Genomic DNA, 18,205 nt, shown 5'->3' on the forward strand with positions numbered 1-18,205 from the left:
CCGTCGCCCCCACACCCCGGGCGCCCATTGAACTGGATGACCTGTCCGGCGCATCCGACGAGCCGATGCAGCTCGCCTCGACGTGGGAGTTCGTGGGCTGGCAGGGCGGCGATGACACGGGCCCCATTGGCCACGTTCCGGAGACGACCTGGGCGGACCGCGGTGTGGACCTCGACGGCCCGGCCATATCGCCCGCGGCGACCGAAGTGCCCTTGGCCTCGGCGTGGGACTTCATCCAGCAGCCCTGGCAGCCCACGGCGCCGGAGCATTCGGACGTCATCACCACGCTCCTGGCCGCTTCGGCCAGCGCGGCCACGGAAGTGCCCGTGGGAGCCCCTTCCGTGACGGCGGAGCATGTGTTGTCGGCGCTCGACGTCGTGAGTACCCAGGGTGTGCTCGGCAGGGTGGTGCTGGCGTACTGCGCGGGCCGCTTCCAGCGCGCCTTCCTCCTGGGCGAGAGCCTCGGCCTCGCGCGGGTGGGGCATGCCTGGGGCCCGGGCAGCGACAGCGCGGCGGTCGCCCAACTCAAGGTCGACCTCGAAGCACCATCCCTGCTGCACACCGCGATGACGTCCGCGGGGGCCAGCGTCTTCAGCGCACCGGCCTGTCCCCAGGACGAGGCCATCTTCGCCGCGCTGGGCGGGGAGGGCACTTCGCACCTGGCCGTCATCGCCATCCGGAGCCGGGGCCAGGCGGTGGCGTTCATCGTCGCGGACCACGGCGCGGAGCCCATCGCCGCGCCCGCGCTCGATGAACTCACCCTCATCGCGCAGAAGGCCTCCGAGGCCTTCTCCCGTCTCCCCACCCGGAGCGCCTGAGCGCGATCCGGAGGAGGGCAGACGCAAGAAGGGCTCCGGAGCCAGGTGCTCCGGAGCCCTCTTCACTTCAAGAACGGCGCGTCGCGCTCAGCTGCAGCCGCTGGTCGCGCCGCAGTTGCTGCATTTGTAGCAGGCACCGCTGCGCACCATGATGGCGCCGCAGGTGTGGCATGGCGGAGCATCCGCCTGATTCAGCCAGGTGGACCGCTTGGAGGCGTTTGCGTCGGACCGCTGCACCGAAGCCGTCTGCGCGGGCAGGGCTTCCCGTTTCGGCTGCACGTCCATCCGGTCCAGCACCGCGGCCTCTTCCTCGCTCGGCAGGAACTTCAGCTCCAGCCAGCGGAAGATGTAGTCGGTGATGGACTTGGCGATGGGGATGTCCGGGTTGCCGGTGAAGCCGCTGGGCTCGAAGCGGGTGTGGCTGAGCTTGTCGACCAGCACCTTCAGCGGCACGCCGTACTGGAGCGCCATCGACACGCTGGTGGCGAAGCTGTCCATCAGCCCGCTCACCACCGAGCCTTCCTTCGCCATGACGATGAACAGCTCGCCTGGGAGGCCATCCTCGTACATGCCCACCGTCAGGTAGCCCTCGTGGCCGCCGATGGAGAACTTGTGCGTGATGGAGCGGCGCTCGTCCGGCAGGCGCCGGCGGACCGCGCGGGGCTCCGGCTGGATGGCGGGGGCGGGCTCGGGGGCCACGGTGGCCTTGGCGGCGCGCGTGTCCTTCACCGTCTCCTTCGACGTGTTCAGCGGCTGCGTCCGCTTGCACCCGTCTCGGTACACGGCGATGGCCTTGAGGCCGCGCTTCCAAGCCTCCATGTACGCCTTCTCGATGTCCTCCACCGTCGCGTCCGACGGCATGTTCACCGTCTTGGAGATGGCGCCGGAGAGGAAGGGCTGGCAGGCCTCCATCATCTGGATGTGGCCCATCCAGTGGATGCTGCGCTCGCCCTGGGCCGGCTTGAAGGCGCAGTCGAACACCGGGAGGTGCTCCGGCTTCAGGTGCGGCGCGCCCTCGATGGTGTCCTGCTTGTCCAGGTAGCTGATGATGTCCTGGGACTGCGTCTGCGGGTAACCCAGCTTCTCCAGCGCCAGCGGCACCGTCTGGTTGACGATCTTCAGCATGCCGCCGCCCACCAGCTTCTTGTACTTGATGAGCGCGATGTCCGGCTCGATGCCGGTGGTGTCGCAGTCCATCATGAAGCCAATGGTCCCCGTGGGGGCCAGCACCGTCACCTGGCTGTTGCGGAAGCCGTGCTCCTCACCCAGCGCGAGCGCGCGGTCCCACGCGTCCTTCTGCGCGGCGAACAGGCCCTGGCTCACACCCTCCGGGGCGATGTGGTACGCGGCCTTGCGGTGCTTGCGGATGACGCCCAGCATCGGCTCCGCGTTCTTCGCGTAGCCAGCGAAGGGGCCCTGCTTCTCCGCCAGGCGGGCGCTCATCGCGTAGGCCTCGCCGCACATCAGCGAAGTAATCGCGCCCGCGTAGTTGCGGCCCGCGGGCGAGTCATACGGCAGGCCGGACGCCATCAGCAGCGCGCCCAGGTTGGCGTAGCCCAGGCCCAGCGGCCGGTAGTCGTGGCTGTTCTTCTCGATGCGCTCGGTGGGGTAGCGCGAGTTGCCGACGATGATTTCCTGCGCCATCAGCAGGATGTCGACCGCGTGGCGGAACGCCGTCACGTCGAAGTCGCCGTCGATGGTGCGGAAGTGCATCAGGTTCAGGGACGCCAGGTTGCAGGCCGAGTCGTCCAGGAACATGTACTCCGAGCACGGATTGGACGCGTTGATGCGCGCCGTCGTCGAACACGTGTGCCAGCTGTTCACCGTGGTGTCGAACTGCATGCCCGGGTCGCCGCACAGGTGCGCGGCCTCGGAGATCTCTCGGAACAGCTCGCGTGCCTGGTAGGTGTCCACCGGCTGGCCATCGCGCACCGACCGCGTCGTCCAGGTGGCGTCATCCACCACCGCCTTCATGAACGCGTCGGTGACGCGCACCGAGTTGTTCGAGTTCTGGAAGAACACCGACGAGTACGCCTCGCCGTTGAAGGACGGGTCGTAGCCGGCCTCGATGAGCGCCCAGGCCTTCTTCTCCTCGCTCGACTTGCAGCGGATGAACTCGAGGATGTCCGGGTGCTCGGCGTTGAGGATGACCATCTTCGCCGCGCGGCGCGTCTTGCCGCCGCTCTTGATGACACCGGCGAAGGCGTCGAAGCCGCGCATGAACGACACCGGGCCGGAAGCGGTGCCACCGCCCGCCAGCAGCTCCTTGCTGCCGCGGATGGTGGACAGGTTGCTGCCCGTGCCGCTGCCGTACTTGAAGAGCATCCCCTCCGTGCGCGCCAGCGTGAGGATGGAGTCCATGTTGTCCTCCACGCTGTTGATGAAACACGCGGAGCACTGGGGCTGCGACTCCACGCCAACGTTGAACCACACGGGCGAGTTGAAGGAGGCCTTCTGGCGCAGCAGCAGGTGCGTCAGCTCCGCGTGGAAGGCCTCGCGGTCCGCGTCCCGCGTGAAGTAGCGACCTGCCACACCCCACTGGGTGAGGGTGTCCACCACACGCGCCACCAGCTTGCGCACGCTCGTCTCACGCTCCGGCGTGCCCGGCGTGCCGCGGAAGTACTTCGACGCCACGACGTTCGTCGCCAGCATCGACCAGGACTTCGGCACCTCGATGTTCTTCTGCTCGAAGACGGCCTTGCCATCCTCGCCGGTGATGCTGGCGCTGCGGTATTCCCACGCCAGCTCATCCGCGGGATCCACGCCCGGTGTCGTGAAGAAGCGCTCCACCGTCAAGCCCGTCGCCGCCACGCGCGCCTTGCGCCCGCCGCGCCGCTCCTTCCCGTTCACCGTGGACTTCGAGCTCAGCTCTTTATCCATGTCGCCACCCTCCGCGAGTTCACTGCGAGTTCTGGTGCAAAATTTGCAAAACGCTAACGTCGCGAGATCCCGATGGATCCGATGGATCAGCCCGACGTGAAACGCGGGTGACATCAGAGCGGATTCGCGACGACGAAGCAGGGGCGCGCCCGGCCCCTCGGCTGTTCTTGGGAGATGCCCGCCAGACTGCCGGACGAGGCCATGGATAGACCCCTGTAGCACCTCCGTCAAAGATTCTATCGGTACAACAAATGGTGTCCGTCAAAGTCATGCCCACCACGAATTGTGTACAGCCGTGAAGTGGGCGTCCGGAGTCTGCCTGCCTGCCCTGCTGCTACTGCGTTCAGCGCGGGCGCCCGATCTAGAGGGCCTCGGCTGCCCTGGCAACACATGCTTTGCAGTGCCTGAATCCAGATGGCGAGCCATGTATTGTCACTTCGAGCCAAGCGAGCGTGATCACTGGGAGACGTTTGCTGTGAGTCTGTGCACGACTCGGGTGGGTGCAAGCGTGCTGATCCGCCAGGGGTGGTGGATCAGCCCCGTTGGCGGTCCGTTGGTGAACGCGGCCATCGATTTTGGCCCGGACGCGCGTTAGGAGGCGGACATGGCTCCTCCCTACCAGCGCCACGTCTTCGTCTGTACCAACCGCCGCCCGGACGGAAATCCCAAGGGGTGTTGCGCCTCCAAGGGCGCGGAGGAGGTCCGCGCGGCCTTCAAGGCGGAGCTCGACAAGCGGGGCCTCAAGGGGCGCATGCGCGCCAACGCGGCGGGATGCCTGGACACGTGCAGCTTCGGTGTCGCCGTCGTCGTCTACCCGGAAGGCACCTGGTATGGCGGCGTCAAGGTGGAGGACGTGAAGGACATCGTCGAGCAGCACCTGATGGAAGGCCGCCCCGTGGAGCGGCTGCTGATGCCCTTCTCCCGCAAGGCCGCCACTTCGGGCTGAAGCAAGCTTCCCGGTATTAACCCGAAATAGTCGACGCCTGCCTCTGTCTGCGTGAACCCGCAGACGAGCCGCGTGGAACCCTTGTCGAGAAGCCCGGGGCAAGCCTGCACCGGGCTTGGGCTCGGCATGTGTCCATCGTGGCGAGGAGCACATGCATGCGTCGCAGTTGGTGGGCCTCTGGCCTGATCGCCACCGCCTTGTCCGTGGCTGGCTGTGATTCCGAAGTGCCGTCGTCTCACGTTCGGGACATGACGGCGTTCCAGGACGCGGCCCTGGCCGCGGAGTGGGCCGTGGGCGTCGCGTACTCCGTGGGAACGCGCGTCACCTATCAAGGGCGCCTCTATGAGTGTCGCCAGCCGCACACGTCCCAGGCGGACTGGACACCGGTGGCGGTGGCCTCGCTGTGGTTGGACCTGGGGCCCGCGGGAGGTGGTGAGCCGGACGCGGGCAGCGGCGGAACGGACGCGGGCACGGGAGGGGACGTCACCGCGCCCACCGTGGGCTTGAGTGCCAGTGCCTCACGCATCATCGCCGCGGGGCCGCTGAGCCTGACGGCCACGGCGTCGGACGACGTGGGCGTGACGCGGGTGGAGATTCTGGAGAACGGTGCCGTCGTCGCCACCGGTTCGCAGTTCAGCCGGGCCTTCAGCGGTTGGGAGCAGAACGGCACGTATGTCTACGCGGTGCGCGCCTACGACGCTGCGGGCAACGTGGGGACCACCACGCTCACCGTCGTCGTGGAGATTCCGGGGGGGCCGCCGCCGGGAGGAAAGCGCATCGTCGGTTACTTCACCGCGTGGGGCATCTACGCGCGCAACTACCACGTGTCCAACGTGCAACCGTCCAAGCTCACGCACATCAACTACGCGTTCTCCAACATCTCCGGGGACGGACGCTGCATCCTCGGTGACCCGTACGCGGACATCGACAAGAGCGGCGGCTGGCAGGGGGAGTGGGACCCCGGTCAACTGCGCGGCAACTTCCGCGCGTTCAAGGAGATGAAGCGGCAGAACCCGCACCTGAAGCTGCTCATCTCCGTGGGCGGCTGGTCCTGGTCCACGCACTTCTCCACCGTGGCGTCCTCGCCTGCCTCGCGCGCGGCCTTCGTGAAGTCCTGCGTGGACCTCTACATCCGTGGCCAGTACCCCGGTGTGGACCCCGTCAACGGCGAGGGCGTGTTCGACGGCATCGACATCGACTGGGAGTACCCGGTCGGCGGCGGTCTGCCAGGCAACAGCAACAGCCCCGCTGACAAGCAGAACTACACGCTGCTGATGCAGGAGTTCCGCAGTCAGCTCAACGCCGTCACCACGCAGACGGGCAAGCCGTACCTGCTCACCATCGCCACGGGCGCGTCGCCGGACCTGCTGGAGAACAAGCAGGAGACGAAGAAGCTGTCCGACGTGCTCGATTGGATCAACGTGATGTCCTACGACTACCACGGGGCCTTCGAGAGCACGGTGAACTTCCACTCGGCGCTCCATCGCGTCACGGGGGACCCGGGCGCGGCCACGGGCTTCTACACGGATGGCTCCGTGTCGAAGATGCTGGCGCTGGGCGTGCCGCCCGCGAAGATTGTCGTCGGTGTGCCCTTCTACGGCCGGGGTTGGGGCAGCGTGCCCAACGTGAACAACGGCCTGTTCCAGAGCGGCGTGCCCACGCGCGGCACCTGGGATGACGGCTCGTCGGGCCTGACGGGTGTGTTCGACTTCAAGGACATCAAAGCCAACTACGAGCGTGCTGGTTCCGGCTACACGAAGTTCTTCCACCCGGAGGCGAAGCAGGCCTACGTCTACAACCCTGCCACGGGCATCTGGATTGGGTATGACGACGTGCAGAGCATCAACGCCAAGGCGGACTACATCCTGAACAAGAACCTGGGCGGCGCGATGTTCTGGGAGTTGAGCGGTGATGACGGCTCGCTGCTCGATGCGCTGGCACGGAAGCTGCGCTGAGTCTTTGACAGTCATTGTGAGCGCATCGTGAAGCCATACGCCAGGGGACTTCTGTTCCCCGGCGTCATGGCGTTAGGGTTTGCCGCATGTCCTTCGCGGCAGCCGTCCTGCTGGTGGCGCTCTCCAGCTCTTCCGTGGCCGCCGCGCCGTGGACCGCCGTCGTCCGGGTGGCGTCCGACGAGGACACCGCCTTGCTCGTGCGAGTGCGGGGGCAGAGCAGCGATCTACCCGTGCGTCTCGAGGTCTCGTCCGGAGCGCCGCTCGGAGAATTTCGCGAGGGCCCATGGCTCGCGGCGGAACGGCTGGCCGGGCGCCACCAGGCCCGCGCTGTCCTCTGGTTCGTGCGAGAGGGCAGCGACGTTCGTGTCCAGGTGGCCGAGTTCGACAGCCGACGCCTGTTCTCCCGGGCCGCGCGGATGGGGCAGTCGCCAGGCTCCCTGGAATGGTCCACGGGGGCGGAGGCGCTGGCGCTGGCTGCTCGCTCCGCACTGCGCGCGGTGGAGGCCGGGGCGCCGCTGGGGGATGTGGTGGAGTTGGCGCCGCCGCGGCATGCGTCGAACGGCGCGGGGACTGACACCGGGGTGGGGCATCGCATCGAGGATGCGGCCTCCAATGATGGGGCCGCGCTGCGGACGCCCTCGTCCAAGGGAGCCGACGTTGCGCTCGCGGAGGAAGGGGGCTCGCCTTCCGCGCGGGAAGGCGAGACGTCACCTCGCGAGGGCCCGCGGCTGGCTTCGGCCGAGGAGCACCCAGCGCGCCCGATGTGGCTCTCGTTGGGGGGCCATGCCGCGCTGGATGGGTACACGCGCACGGGCCACCAGGGGTTGGTGGTGGGCGTGGGATTGCAGCCGGGCCGGTGGCGGCTGCGAGCGCAAGTCCTGGCGAGTGTGCCGACCCGGCTTCGCGATGCCCTGACGGAGTTGACGCTGGGGCAGCATGCGGCGTCGGTGTGGGCGGGGCTGCCCTGGGCGGCGGCGGAGCGACTGGAGGTGGAGGCCGGGCTCGGCGCGGGCGCGGTGGTCTTCACGCGTCGGACGCAAGCGCTGACGGAGGAGGTGGAGGCTGCGCCTCCGGGAACGATGGTGGCCCTGCTCATGGGCCCCGAGCTCCGCGCCCGCTGGCGGATGGGGGCGCGTGTCGGCCTGGAGGCGAGCATGGCCGCGGAGTTCCTCCTGGGACGGCCCGAGCTTCGCTACGCCATCGACGGAAACTTCGTGTCACGCGGTGCGGGTTGGGCCGTCCGTCCCCGGCTGGGGTTGGCGATGGTGGTTTTTCTTTGAGCGCCGATGACCCGATTGGCCCGGTGCCGTCCTCCATGGCGGCAATGAGGAGCTCGGGCTCACACGCAGCGGACCCACGTCGTGCGGCGGAAGACCCTCGCATCCAGGCCGCCATCCAGGGCGAGCGAGAGGCCACCGGCGCTTTGTTGATGGAGCTGCTCCCCCGGGTTCGCAACCTCGTGCGCTACCTGGTGCGCGGGGATGTGGACGTGGAGGACATCGCCCAGGAGGCACTCATCGCCCTGGTGCGAGGGCTGCCGTCGTACCGCGCTGAAGGCCGCTTCGAGTCCTGGGCGGACCGGGTGGTGGCGCGAACGACGTTCGCATGGCTGAAGCGCTCCCGAGGCCGGGATGCCCAGCACGCGGATGCGCCGGTGGAGCTGGTCGCGGTTCCCTCCGAGGATGCCCTGCCGGACGAGTATGTTCATCGCCGTCACATGGTGACACTCCTGGATCGGCTTTCGAATGAGCAGCGGCATGCACTGGTGTTGCATCACGTGCTGGAGTTGAGCGTGCCGGAGATTTCGACGGAGCTGGGCATTCCCTTCGAGACGGTGCGCAGCCGGCTCCGCTTGGGGCGGACGGCGCTGCGCTCGCTGGCGACCGCGGAGGGAGACGGAGGGGAGGAGCGGGGATGAGTGACTTCAGGGAAGAGGGGGATGACGCCCTGAACGCGCTGGTCCTGCCGTTGGACGAAGGCGCGGGGCCGGCCCGACGCATCTCCCGGGAGCGGTCGGCCCGGATGGTGCTGACCGCGTTGGAGGCAGGCGCGTTGGTGGCGCCGCCCGCGCCCCGGCCACGTGGCAAGCGGTCTCCCGTGTGGTTGATGACGGGAGCGCTCCTCATCGCGGGCGCCGCCGCAGCCGCGGTCTGGAGCTTCACACGCCCGAGCCGGGCGTCGACGTCGCAGGTGGAATCGGCTGCGCTCACGGGTCCCCCGCGGTTGGGCACGGAGTCACGACAGAGCGGCAGCGGCGCGGTTGACGCGGCCCCCTCGCGGTTGGATGCCGAGTCAGACGAGGCTCCTCCCGAAACGCCGGTGGTGCCTGCCGCGTCCATCGCTGATGCCGAGGGTGCGTCCGAGCCGGTGCGTCCGCGCGCGCCGCCGGTCTCCGTGAAGTCGGCTGCGCCGGAAGACCTCTTGCTCAAGGCCAATGGGCTCCGTTCCGAGGGACGGTGGAAGGAGGCCGAGGCGCTCTACCTACGCGTCATTCGCGCCGAACCATCATCGCTCGCGTCATACGTCGCGCGCGTCGCCTCGGGCTCGCTTCGGCTGGAGCACCTGGGGGACGCGCGAGGCGCCCTGCGTCAGTTCAAGGCGGCGATTCGCATCCAGCCGCGCGGTGTGCTCGACCAGGAAGCGCAGCACGGTATCGCCGAAGCGCACCGGGTGCTCGGCAACCGGGACGCGGAGCGCAGCGCGCTGGAATCGTTCCTCTCCACCCATCCGGATTCGCCGCTCGTGCCGTCGGCTCGCGCGCGCGTTCAGGAACTCACCGCGCCATGAACAGGCGACGGACGTTGGCGGTTCTACTGGCCGCGTCGATGGGAAGCTGCACCCGTGGGGACCTGGTGGCCACCGTCCAGTCGCCGGACGCAGGGCACGCGCGCTCCTCGGCGGATGCCGGTGGGCCCGACGGCGGCGAGCCGGCTGCCGACTGGGAGGCGTACTGCGCGGGGCGCGGGCCTCCCATCGTCGTGGGTGATGCAGATACCGATTCGCAGGTGTGCAGTGGACGTCTGGCGGAGCGAACCTTCCGTCACGCGCTGTGCACCTGCGAGGGGCTCGCCCTCGGTGCGTCCTTCGAAACGGATGCCTTTCACGGCACCTCGGAGAGGTATCAGCCAGGAGGCGCGGGGGGCGATGTCGGGGTGAATGGCGCGCTGTCGGCCAATGACGCGGTGTCGGTGGGAGGCTCGCTGAGGATTGGCGGTGCGGGAGGCGCCCAGCTCGGGCAGACGTTCCGCGTGGGTGAGGCGTTGCACTGCAGTGGTCCGCTTACCGGCAACCCTGTCTCTGCCACCGTCATGGGAGACGCCCGCGTACGCGGTGATGTCGCGTTGCCCGCCTTCAGCGTCGGTGGCGTGCTCATGGTTCCAGCGGGCAACACATTGGGGCCGGTGGACGCGGCCGAGGTCCGCCGCGAACCCGTGGACCCCGTCATCCCTTGTGCGTGTGATGCGGCGTCCCAGGTGGATGTCTCCGGGCTCATCGCCCGGCACGTGCTCGACAATGACAACGCGGCCATCGGCCTCGACGCCACGGCGATGGAGGGCATCGAAGGCGAACGCGCGCTGGAGCTGCCGTGTGGCCGCTTCCACCTGACGCGCATCACCGGCACCGGCCGCGCCACGCTCACGATTCGCGCGCGCACGGCGCTCTTCGTCGAGGACGTCGTCGACCTGGGCGAAGGACTGTCGGTGGACGTTCAGGCGCCTGGAGAGCTGGACCTGTTCCTCGGGGGCGCTGTCGCGGTGGCGGGACCGCTCACGTTGGGGTCCACCGCCACGCCTTCTCGCGTGCGAATGTACGTCGCGGGCTCGAACGTGCTGGCGCTGTCCGCGGGCAGCATCCTCGCGGGCAATCTCTATGCGCCCCGCGCCGTACTCAGCCTGAGCGGGGGCGCCGAGGTCTTCGGTTCCGTGTTCGTCCGTCAAGTCGAGGCTTCCGGACCGCTCCGACTGCACTACGACGCAGACATCCGCGATGCGGGCGCCGGCTGCACAGGCGATTGAGGTGCACGCCACCGGCCCGGCGTATCCGTGCCAAACCTCCGTCGTTTGTGCGAAGGCCCTGAGCCCCGGAGTCCGGCGTCGCGCGTGCAGGGGCGGCGCTCGATGTGCCTGTCCACCGCCATATCCGGCCTGCGCCCCCCGGGTGGCTGGTGCCGTGAGTGCAGGTCCCCAGGTTTGCGCGGTTGTTCGCGAAGGGGAGGCTGCACATGAAGCGGGAAGTGAGGGCCGGCATTGCCGGGCTGTTGTTCGGGTCCATGCTGGTCGGCTGCGGGGTGGCGCCGGAACAAGAAGAACTGGGCGGCGTGGAGGACGCGACGACGGAGGCGCTAGCGAGCGCCGAGGCCGGGCTCGATGAACACCGTGGCCACTGGACACCCGCCGCGGTGGCACGTTACGGCCCCGCGGTCGCGTACGGCGACGGCAAGTACTTCGCGGTCTGGACCGACGTGCGGACCGGCGGCATCTACGGCACCCGGGTGAAGCCCGACGGCACCGTGCTCGACCCCGCGGGCATCCGCATCAACATCGGCGACGAGGATGGATTGCGGCCGGCCATCGCTTTCAATGGGACGTACTTCTTCGTCGTCTGGGAGACCCGCGATGGTGTCGACGGCGTGCGCGTGAAGCCGGATGGCACCGTGGTGGGCCCGGTGTTCCGCGCCATCCAGACGGGCGAGTCCTTCGGCCCGGTGCGAGTCGCCTGCTCTCCGAAAATCTGCCTGGTGACGTACACCATCTCCGGTGATTTCTCGGTCATCTACTTCACGCGGGTGACGAAGGATGGCGTCGTCCTCTCAACGGCCGACCGGACGCTCAGCGCCTCCGACACCTTCGCGTATGACGCGTCGTCGACCTGGAACAACAGCAAGAAGGAGTTCCTGGTCGTCTGGTCCGACGAGCACGGCGAGGGCCCGGAGAACGCGGACGTCTACGGCAACAGGGTGAAGGAGGACGGCACCATCCTGGACGGCAACGGCTTCCCCATCTCCCAGGCGGAGGGCGCCCAGTCGTCGCCCGATGTGGAGTGGACGGGCAAGAACTACCAGGTGGTCTGGTCCGATGACCGGATTGGAAACCCGGACATCTACGGCACGCGCGTGAGCAAGACAGGCATGGTGAAGGACCCCGAAGGCATCCCCATCTCCACCGCCGCGGGCGCGCAGACCGTTCCGCGCATCGCTCACCACAACAACAAGTCCCTGGTCGTCTGGGACGACACCCGGTACGGCCCGCACAGCGTCTGGGGCGCGCGGTGGGACGAGGATGGGGATGTGTGGGATCCCTCGGGCTTCCCCATTTCCAGCAGCGGCCTGCCAGAGCAGTACCTGCCGGACGTCGCCTACGGGGCTGACAAGTTCTTCACCGTCTACGCCGCCCAGTCCGTCTACGACCCCTCCGAGCCGCACTTCATCCTGGGCACGCGGGTGACGCACCAGGCGCAGGTGAAGGACGTGCCCGCCTTGCCGCTCACGCGCCTGCGCTGAGCCGTTGAGGGAAAGGGCCTCGCCGCGTGCGAGGCGGCGTTCCCCAGAGGCCCGGGTCGGCGCATGCACGCCGGGCCGGGCCTTGCGCGTGGGCTGATCCCCGGAGTCCGGCGTCACGCGCGCAGGGGCGGTGGCTCGATGCTCCTGTCCTCCACCTTATCCGGCCTGCGCCCCACGGGTGGCTGGTGAGGCGCTCGGGGCCCCCCACTCTTGCGCCGGAGTTCGCGAAGGGGAGGCTGCACATGAAGCGGGAAGTGAAGGCCGGCATCGCCGGGCTGCTGTTCGGGTCCATGCTGGTCGGCTGCGGGGTGGCGCCGGAGCAGGAATCGCAGAACGAAGTGGAGGAGATGACGGCGGAGGCGACATCGAGCGCCGAGGCCGGGCTCGATGAACACCGTGGCCACTGGACGCCCGCCGCGGTGGCGCGTTACGGCCCCGCGGTCGCGTACGGTGACGGCAAGTACTTCGCGGTCTGGACCGACGTGCGGACCGGCGGCATCTACGGCACGCGGGTGAATCCGGACGGCACCGTGCTCGACCCCGCGGGCATCCGCATCAACATCGGAGACGTCGAAGGATTCCGGCCCGGTATCGCCTTCAACGGGAAGTACTTCTTCGTCGTCTGGGAGACCCGCGATGGTGTCGACGGGGTGCGGGTGAAGCCGGACGGCACCGTGGTGGGGCCGGTGTTCCGCGCCATCCAGACGGACGAGTTCTTCGGCCCGGTGCGTGTGGCCTGCTCCCCGAAAATCTGCCTGGTGACGTACACCGTCACCGGTGACGAAGAGTCGGTCATCTTCTTCACGCGGGTGACGAAGGATGGCGTCGTCCTCGATACGGATGACCGCACGCTCAGCGCCGTCCCCAACTTCGCGTACGACGCGTCGTCGACCTGGAACAACAACAAGAAGGAGTTCCTGGTCGTCTGGTCCGACGAGCACGGCGAGGGCCCGGAGAACGCGGACATCTACGGCAACAGGGTGAAGGAGGACGGCACCATCCTGGACGGTACCGGCTTCCCCATCTCCCAGGCGGAGGGCGCCCAGTCAACGCCTGACGTGGAGTGGACGCACAAGAACTACCAGGTGGTCTGGTCCGATGACCGGAATGGGAACCCGGACATCTACGGCACGCGTGTCAGCGGGCATGGCACGGTGAAGGACCCCGAAGGCATCCCCATCTCCACCGCCGCGGGCGCGCAGACCGAACCGCGTCTTGCCCACCACAACAGCAAGTCCCTGGTTGTCTGGGACGACACTCGGTACGGCCCGCACAGCGTCTGGGGTGCGCGGTGGGGCGAGGATGGGGACGTGTGGGATCCCTCGGGCTTTCCCATCTCCAGCAGCGGCCTGCCAGAGCAGTACCTGCCGGACGTCGCCTACGGGGCTGACAAGTTCTTCACCGTCTACGCCGCCCAGGCCGTCTACGACCCCTCCGAGCCGCATTACATCCTGGGCACGCGGGTGACGCACCAGGCGCAGGTGAAGGACGTGCCCGCCATTCCGCTCACGCGCCTGCGCTGAGCCAGGGAGAGGGCCTCGCCGCGTGCGAGGCGGCGTTCCCCAGAGGCCCGGGTCGGCGCATGCACGCCGGCCCGGGCCTTGCGCGTGGGCTCAGTGGTTCAGGTCGAGCTCGCGGTTCTCCAACGAAGTCAGCCGGGCGGAGTCGTACTCGCTGCGGAGGGCGGGGGTGGAGATGCGCTCCCCGAAGCGCATGGGGTCGACGGCAGGAGCGGCGGCTCGATGCGCCTGTCCACCGCCATATCCGGCCTGCGCCCCCCGGGAGGCTGGTGACGTGCGTGTAGGTCCCCAGCTTTGCACGGTTGTTCGCGAAGGGGAGGCTGCACATGAAGCGGGAAGTGAAGGCCGGCATTGCCGGGCTGTTGTTCGGGTCCATGCTGGTCGGCTGCGGGGTGGCGCCGGAACAAGGAGAACTGGGCGGAGTGGGGGACGCGACGGCGGAGTCGGAGGCAGAGGCAGAGGCGCCCATGAGCGCCGAGACCGGGCTCGAGGAGAGCGGGGGCTACGTCCATCCCGCCCCGTTGGCGCGCTTCTGGCCCGCGGTTGCGTACGGTGGGGGCAAGTTCCTCGCGGTCTGGACCGACGTGCGGACCGGCGGCATCTTCGGCACCCGGGTGAAGCCGGACGGCACCGTGCTCGACCCGGCGGGCATCCGCATCAACATCGGCGACGTCGAAGGATTCCGGCCCGGCATCGGTTTCAACGGGACGCACTTCTTCGTCGTCTGGGAGAGCGTGGATGGTATCGACGCTGTGCGCGTGAAGCCGGACGGCACCGTGGTGGGCCCGGTCTTCAACGTCAAACAATCGGGCGAAACCGTCGGCCCGGCGCGAGTCGCCTGCTCCCCGAAAATCTGCCTGGTGACGTACACCGTCTCCGGTGACTTCTCGAACATCTTCTTCACGCGGGTGACGAAGGATGGCGTCGTCCTCGATACGGGAGACGAGTCGCTCAGTGCCTCCGGCACCTTCGCGAACGACGCGTCGCCGACCTGGAACAACAAGACGAAGGAGTTCCTCGTCGTCTGGTCCGACGAGCACGGCGAGGGCCCGGAGAACGCGGACATCTACGGCAACAGGGTGAAGGAGGACGGCACCATCCTGGACGGCAACGGCTTCCCCATCTCTCAGGCGGAGGGCGCCCAGACGACGCCTGACGTGGAGTGGACGCACAAGAACTACCAGGTGGTCTGGACCGATGAGCGGAATGGGAACGCGGACATCTTCGGCGCCCGTGTGAGCAAGACAGGCATGGTGAAGGACCCCGAAGGCATCCCCATCTCCACCGCAGAGGGCGCGCAGGCCGAGCCGCGTCTTGCCCACCACAACGACAAGTCCCTGGTCGTCTGGGACGACAGGCGTGACGGTCCGCACGCCGTGTGGGGTGCGCGGTGGGGCGAGAACGGGGACGTGTGGGACCCCTCGGGCTTCCCTATCTCCTCCGGGGACCAGCCACAGGAGTACCTGCCGGATGTCGCCTACGGGGGCGGCAAGTTCTTCGTTGTCTACTCGGGCCAGGAGACGTTCGATCCCTTCGAACCGCACTTCATCCTGGGCACGCGGGTGACGCACCAGGCGCAGGTGAAGGACGTGCCCGCCATTCCGCTCACGCGCCAGCACTGAGTCGTTGAAGGAGAGGCCAGCTTCGCTGGCCGGCCACCACGCGGACTGCTGCTGAGGGTCCGCGTGCCTTGCGGTGCATCACCGCGTGCGAGGTGGCGTTCCCCAGAAGAAAGGGCCGGCGCATGCACGCCGGCCCGAGCCCTGCGCGCGGGCTCAGTTGTTCAGGCCGAGCTCGCGGTTCTCCAGCGACGTCAGCCGGGCGGAGTCGTACACGCTGCGGAGGGCGGGGTTGGAGATGCTCTCCCCGAAGAGCTGGTGGAACGGAATGGCGTCCTGCGGATCATCCGGCTTCTTCTTGAGCGCCTCCGTCACCCAGTTCTGGATCTGGTCGATGGTGAGGTTCTGCAACTGGCCCAGCCCCGGGATGCTCGAGGTGGGGAGCAAATCCTTGAGCTTGAAGATCAGCCCCGCCATTCCCTCGACGGCCTCGTTGCGCTTGTTCAGCTCCTCGACGGAGAGGAGGAAGCCTCCCTCGATGGCGCCAACGAGGCTGCCCATGGACCGTGCCAGGCGCTGCGCATCCTGCGACGGCGGATTGGCGTGCGCCTCCGCCTCCAACTGCGCCTGCATGTCACCCAGCTTCGAGGTGATGAACGAGTGGAACGCCTCCTGGCCCTCGAAGGAAGGCTCGGTGAAGAGCGTCCGGGTGAAGAACTCGGACAGCTTGCCCGCGCCCGCGCTTCCAATGGAGCCCGAGGCGTCGCTCGCCGCGGCGAGAATCGCGTCCGCGTGCTGCGTGAAGAAGCGCGCCGCCGCCGCGCGGGATTCGGGGTTGTCTCCCAGGTGCCCGATGCTGTCCATGAACAGCTTGATGGACTCCGGCGTGGCGGGCTGGATGGCACTGGCCGCGTCCAGCAGCTTTCCAAGCGCCTCCGTGCCGCCGCCGATGATGGGGTCGTTGATGTTCTTGAGGACGTGGCCCAGTGCGTCCGGGTTGTTCTTCAGGAACTCCTGGAGCTTGTCCGGCGGCAGGCCCGCCAGCGCCGTGGCGATGGCCACGGCGCGCGCCGGGTCCGCCGGGTTGCTGGCCGTCATGATTTCCAGCTCGCGCTGCGCGTAGGCGGTGATGAGCTCCGGGTTGCCCGTGCCGGCGATGATTTTCGCCAGCGTCTCGTGCGTCTCACCGCTCCAGGAGCCCGCGCCATGGGAACCGACGGCCGCCGTCAGTTCATCGAGCGTGACGGCTCCCGACCGGTAGGCCGCGTCGAGGGCGGCGGAGAGCACCGGCAAATCCTCTTCGCTGGCCTTGTCGAGCAGCTGTCCCGCCTCGGGCCCGTATTGGAAGAAGCGATCCATGAAGGCCGCTTGCTGCGCCGGGTCGGGATGGGCCTTCAGCCAGTTCGTGAGATACGACGGGTCCTGCCGGTTGGTGGCGTCCACCTGTGCCTGCTCCGCAGACGCCTGCTGCTCGGGCGTCAGCGCCGGGGCCGACACCGCGTTCGTGTTGAGGGCCGCCACGGTGTTTCCGAAGGCAACCTGCGCGCGCCCACGCGGAGCAGCACCTTGGAAGGCATCCGCGTTGCGCTGCGTCTGGTATTTGACTGAGGACGTCGTCGCCGTGGGCGTACGGGCCTGGGCCGGCTCCGCGTCCTTCTGGAGACTCGAGCCGAGCTTCGAGGGAGCGCGCCGGTCGATTCGGGGGGACATACACACACCTTTCTCGGGAACGACATGAATGTCGGAGGCACCGGGATTGTCGGCCATGACGCGAACATGTTGCGTCAGGCGTTGTGACATCCCGGTGCCTTCACTCCGAAACTGGAGGTGTCGCGTCACCCGGTGGGCTTCAGGGAATGCGTTCCCACGCGTCCTGCCAGTTCAAGCCCGTGCCCGGCGCGTAATGCAGCGCGGAGCCCTTGCACCAGCCAGAGTAGGGGAAGGGCTTGCAGCGATAGCGCAGTCCGTCGGTGCCCCGCACCACGGTGCCCGCGGCATAGCCCTCAATCCCAGACGGGTAGACAGGCTCGCCACCGCCACCGGGCGGCGGCTTCATGATGTCGACCTGGAAGGTGTAGCCCGTCTCACGCGCGTAGACGCGGTTGCCCAGCGCGTCCTGCACGGGATTCACGCGGCCCGCTGCGTCGAGCACGCCCACCTGGACGCGGCTGGACGCGCCGTTCACCCGCTGCGCCAGCGCATGAATCCACTGGGCCGCCGACGTGGCCGTGGCCAGGGGATGCACATGGGATTCGGCGTCAGCACCTTGCGCGTCGAACACGCGCAGCGTCACCGAGCTCCCCGCGGGCAGGTCTTCACGCGCCTGCACCTGGCCCAGCTCCTTCCACGACGAGGGCGGCGGCGGGGTGTTGCTGAACTTCACGTCGGTGCAGGCGTAGAAGGCCTCCGGGCTGTCCGAGCGCTGCCAGATGCCGTAGATGACATGCGCGCCCGTCTTCCCTTGAGGGAAGGGGCAGTTGAGCCGGTAGCGGTTGTTCTGGGCGGAGACGTGGGTGATGGAGCAGAAGGGATTCGCTTCCAGGTCCGACCACTTGAGCGGGAGCGCCGGGTTGTAGCCCTCGCGCGTGACGTAGAGGCGGAAGTAGCCGGTGGCGTGCACGGCGGTCGCGTGGAAGACGAACTCGAAGCGCCCCTGGGTGTCCGGCGTGATGAGCGTGGAGGGCCAGTCCGTGCGCGCGAGGTCCAGGCCCCGGTGGCTTTCATTCGCGGCGCTGCAGAGCTTTCCGTCTGGAATGATGTCGCGGTGCCTGTCGTTGGCGTTGCCCTGCCGCACGCCATTCCAGTCGTAGAGCGCCTGCGTGCCACCGGCCTGGATGAGCGCCTTGCACGCGTCGGACTTCGGCGTCTCCGGCCCTTCCTTGAAGCAGCTGTAGACGCGGCTGAGAGGTACTTCCATGGAGCCGTGCGCCAGGGCCACGCTGGCGCACAACATGGACACGACGGCGAGCGACGCGCCGAGACACCGCTGCACTGCTGAGGTCATCCCTTCCTCCTGTGGTGCGAGGA

13 protein-coding genes are annotated in these 18,205 nt (G+C 68.2%); 10 read left to right on the top strand and 3 right to left on the bottom strand.

Translation table 11 applies throughout. The annotated features are described in order from the left end of the window. Positions 1-818, top strand: an 818-nt coding sequence (locus FMP39_RS37550; protein ID WP_141593185.1) for a general secretion pathway protein GspE, incomplete at its 5' end; no start/stop codon positions are given. 87 nt (positions 819-905) lie between these two features. On the opposite strand, the gene FMP39_RS27890 is transcribed toward FMP39_RS37550, so the two are convergent. Continuing rightward, a complete protein-coding gene (locus FMP39_RS27890) occupies positions 906-3,698 on the bottom strand; it encodes a vitamin B12-dependent ribonucleotide reductase (protein ID WP_141593186.1) in 2,793 nt (930 codons plus the stop codon). A 604-nt stretch (positions 3,699-4,302) separates the two neighbouring features. Between FMP39_RS27890 and FMP39_RS27895 the strand changes: the two genes are divergently transcribed. The 9 genes from FMP39_RS27895 to FMP39_RS27935 all read left to right on the top strand — a co-directional run bounded on the left by FMP39_RS27895 (position 4,303) and on the right by FMP39_RS27935 (position 15,241). Continuing rightward, complete coding sequence (locus tag FMP39_RS27895) at positions 4,303-4,644, top strand: ferredoxin (RefSeq protein WP_090492760.1); 342 nt, start codon at positions 4,303-4,305, stop codon at positions 4,642-4,644. A gap of 155 nt (positions 4,645-4,799) precedes the next feature. Further along, positions 4,800-6,599, top strand: coding sequence for a glycosyl hydrolase family 18 protein (locus tag FMP39_RS27900; protein WP_141593187.1), 1,800 nt, complete (start codon positions 4,800-4,802; stop codon positions 6,597-6,599). 86 nt (positions 6,600-6,685) lie between these two features. Next, entirely contained in the window at positions 6,686-7,879 is a 1,194-nt protein-coding gene (locus FMP39_RS27905; RefSeq protein ID WP_141593188.1) for a hypothetical protein, read from the top strand. A gap of 149 nt (positions 7,880-8,028) precedes the next feature. Next, entirely contained in the window at positions 8,029-8,517 is a 489-nt protein-coding gene (locus FMP39_RS27910) for an RNA polymerase sigma factor (RefSeq protein WP_368667079.1), read from the top strand. Continuing rightward, entirely contained in the window at positions 8,514-9,386 is an 873-nt protein-coding gene (locus FMP39_RS27915) for a tol-pal system YbgF family protein (RefSeq protein ID WP_141593189.1), read from the top strand. Before FMP39_RS27910 ends, FMP39_RS27915 begins: the two co-directional genes overlap by 4 nt. Next, positions 9,383-10,615 carry a hypothetical protein gene (locus FMP39_RS27920; RefSeq protein WP_141593190.1) on the top strand — a complete coding sequence of 411 codons (1,233 nt, stop codon included), beginning with the start codon at positions 9,383-9,385 and terminating at the stop codon, positions 10,613-10,615. The genes FMP39_RS27915 and FMP39_RS27920 overlap by 4 nt, the downstream gene beginning before the upstream one ends. A 206-nt stretch (positions 10,616-10,821) precedes the next feature. Beyond that, entirely contained in the window at positions 10,822-12,099 is a 1,278-nt protein-coding gene (locus FMP39_RS27925) for a hypothetical protein (RefSeq protein WP_228558390.1), read from the top strand. A 242-nt stretch (positions 12,100-12,341) separates the two neighbouring features. After that, entirely contained in the window at positions 12,342-13,622 is a 1,281-nt protein-coding gene (locus FMP39_RS27930; RefSeq protein WP_141593192.1) for a hypothetical protein, read from the top strand. A 323-nt stretch (positions 13,623-13,945) separates the two neighbouring features. Beyond that, positions 13,946-15,241, top strand: a complete 1,296-nt coding sequence (locus tag FMP39_RS27935) for a hypothetical protein (protein WP_228558391.1) — start codon at positions 13,946-13,948, stop codon at positions 15,239-15,241. A 153-nt stretch (positions 15,242-15,394) separates the two neighbouring features. On the opposite strand, the gene FMP39_RS27940 is transcribed toward FMP39_RS27935, so the two are convergent. Continuing rightward, complete coding sequence (locus tag FMP39_RS27940) at positions 15,395-16,888, bottom strand: hypothetical protein (RefSeq protein WP_141593194.1); 1,494 nt, start codon at positions 16,886-16,888, stop codon at positions 15,395-15,397. Positions 16,889-17,027: 139 nt separating this feature from the next. Further along, positions 17,028-18,182, bottom strand: coding sequence for a lytic polysaccharide monooxygenase (locus FMP39_RS27945; protein ID WP_141593195.1), 1,155 nt, complete (start codon positions 18,180-18,182; stop codon positions 17,028-17,030). Positions 18,183-18,205: the final 23 nt, after the last annotated feature.

This window comes from Myxococcus sp. AB056 (genome assembly GCF_006547365.1).
GTDB lineage: Bacteria > Myxococcota > Myxococcia > Myxococcales > Myxococcaceae > Myxococcus > Myxococcus virescens.

Bases quoted from the DNA above. Each gene is read 5' to 3' on its own strand.
- FMP39_RS27890 (WP_141593186.1), bottom strand. From the start codon at position 3,698: ATGGATAAAGAGCTGAGCTCGAAGTCCACGGTGAACGGGAAGGAGCGG.
- FMP39_RS27895 (WP_090492760.1), top strand. From the start codon at position 4,303: ATGGCTCCTCCCTACCAGCGCCACGTCTTCGTCTGTACCAACCGCCGC.
- FMP39_RS27900 (WP_141593187.1), top strand. From the start codon at position 4,800: ATGCGTCGCAGTTGGTGGGCCTCTGGCCTGATCGCCACCGCCTTGTCC.
- FMP39_RS27905 (WP_141593188.1), top strand. From the start codon at position 6,686: ATGTCCTTCGCGGCAGCCGTCCTGCTGGTGGCGCTCTCCAGCTCTTCC.
- FMP39_RS27910 (WP_368667079.1), top strand. From the start codon at position 8,029: ATGGAGCTGCTCCCCCGGGTTCGCAACCTCGTGCGCTACCTGGTGCGC.
- FMP39_RS27915 (WP_141593189.1), top strand. From the start codon at position 8,514: ATGAGTGACTTCAGGGAAGAGGGGGATGACGCCCTGAACGCGCTGGTC.
- FMP39_RS27920 (WP_141593190.1), top strand. From the start codon at position 9,383: ATGAACAGGCGACGGACGTTGGCGGTTCTACTGGCCGCGTCGATGGGA.
- FMP39_RS27925 (WP_228558390.1), top strand. From the start codon at position 10,822: ATGAAGCGGGAAGTGAGGGCCGGCATTGCCGGGCTGTTGTTCGGGTCC.
- FMP39_RS27930 (WP_141593192.1), top strand. From the start codon at position 12,342: ATGAAGCGGGAAGTGAAGGCCGGCATCGCCGGGCTGCTGTTCGGGTCC.
- FMP39_RS27935 (WP_228558391.1), top strand. From the start codon at position 13,946: ATGAAGCGGGAAGTGAAGGCCGGCATTGCCGGGCTGTTGTTCGGGTCC.
- FMP39_RS27940 (WP_141593194.1), bottom strand. From the start codon at position 16,888: ATGTCCCCCCGAATCGACCGGCGCGCTCCCTCGAAGCTCGGCTCGAGT.
- FMP39_RS27945 (WP_141593195.1), bottom strand. From the start codon at position 18,182: ATGACCTCAGCAGTGCAGCGGTGTCTCGGCGCGTCGCTCGCCGTCGTG.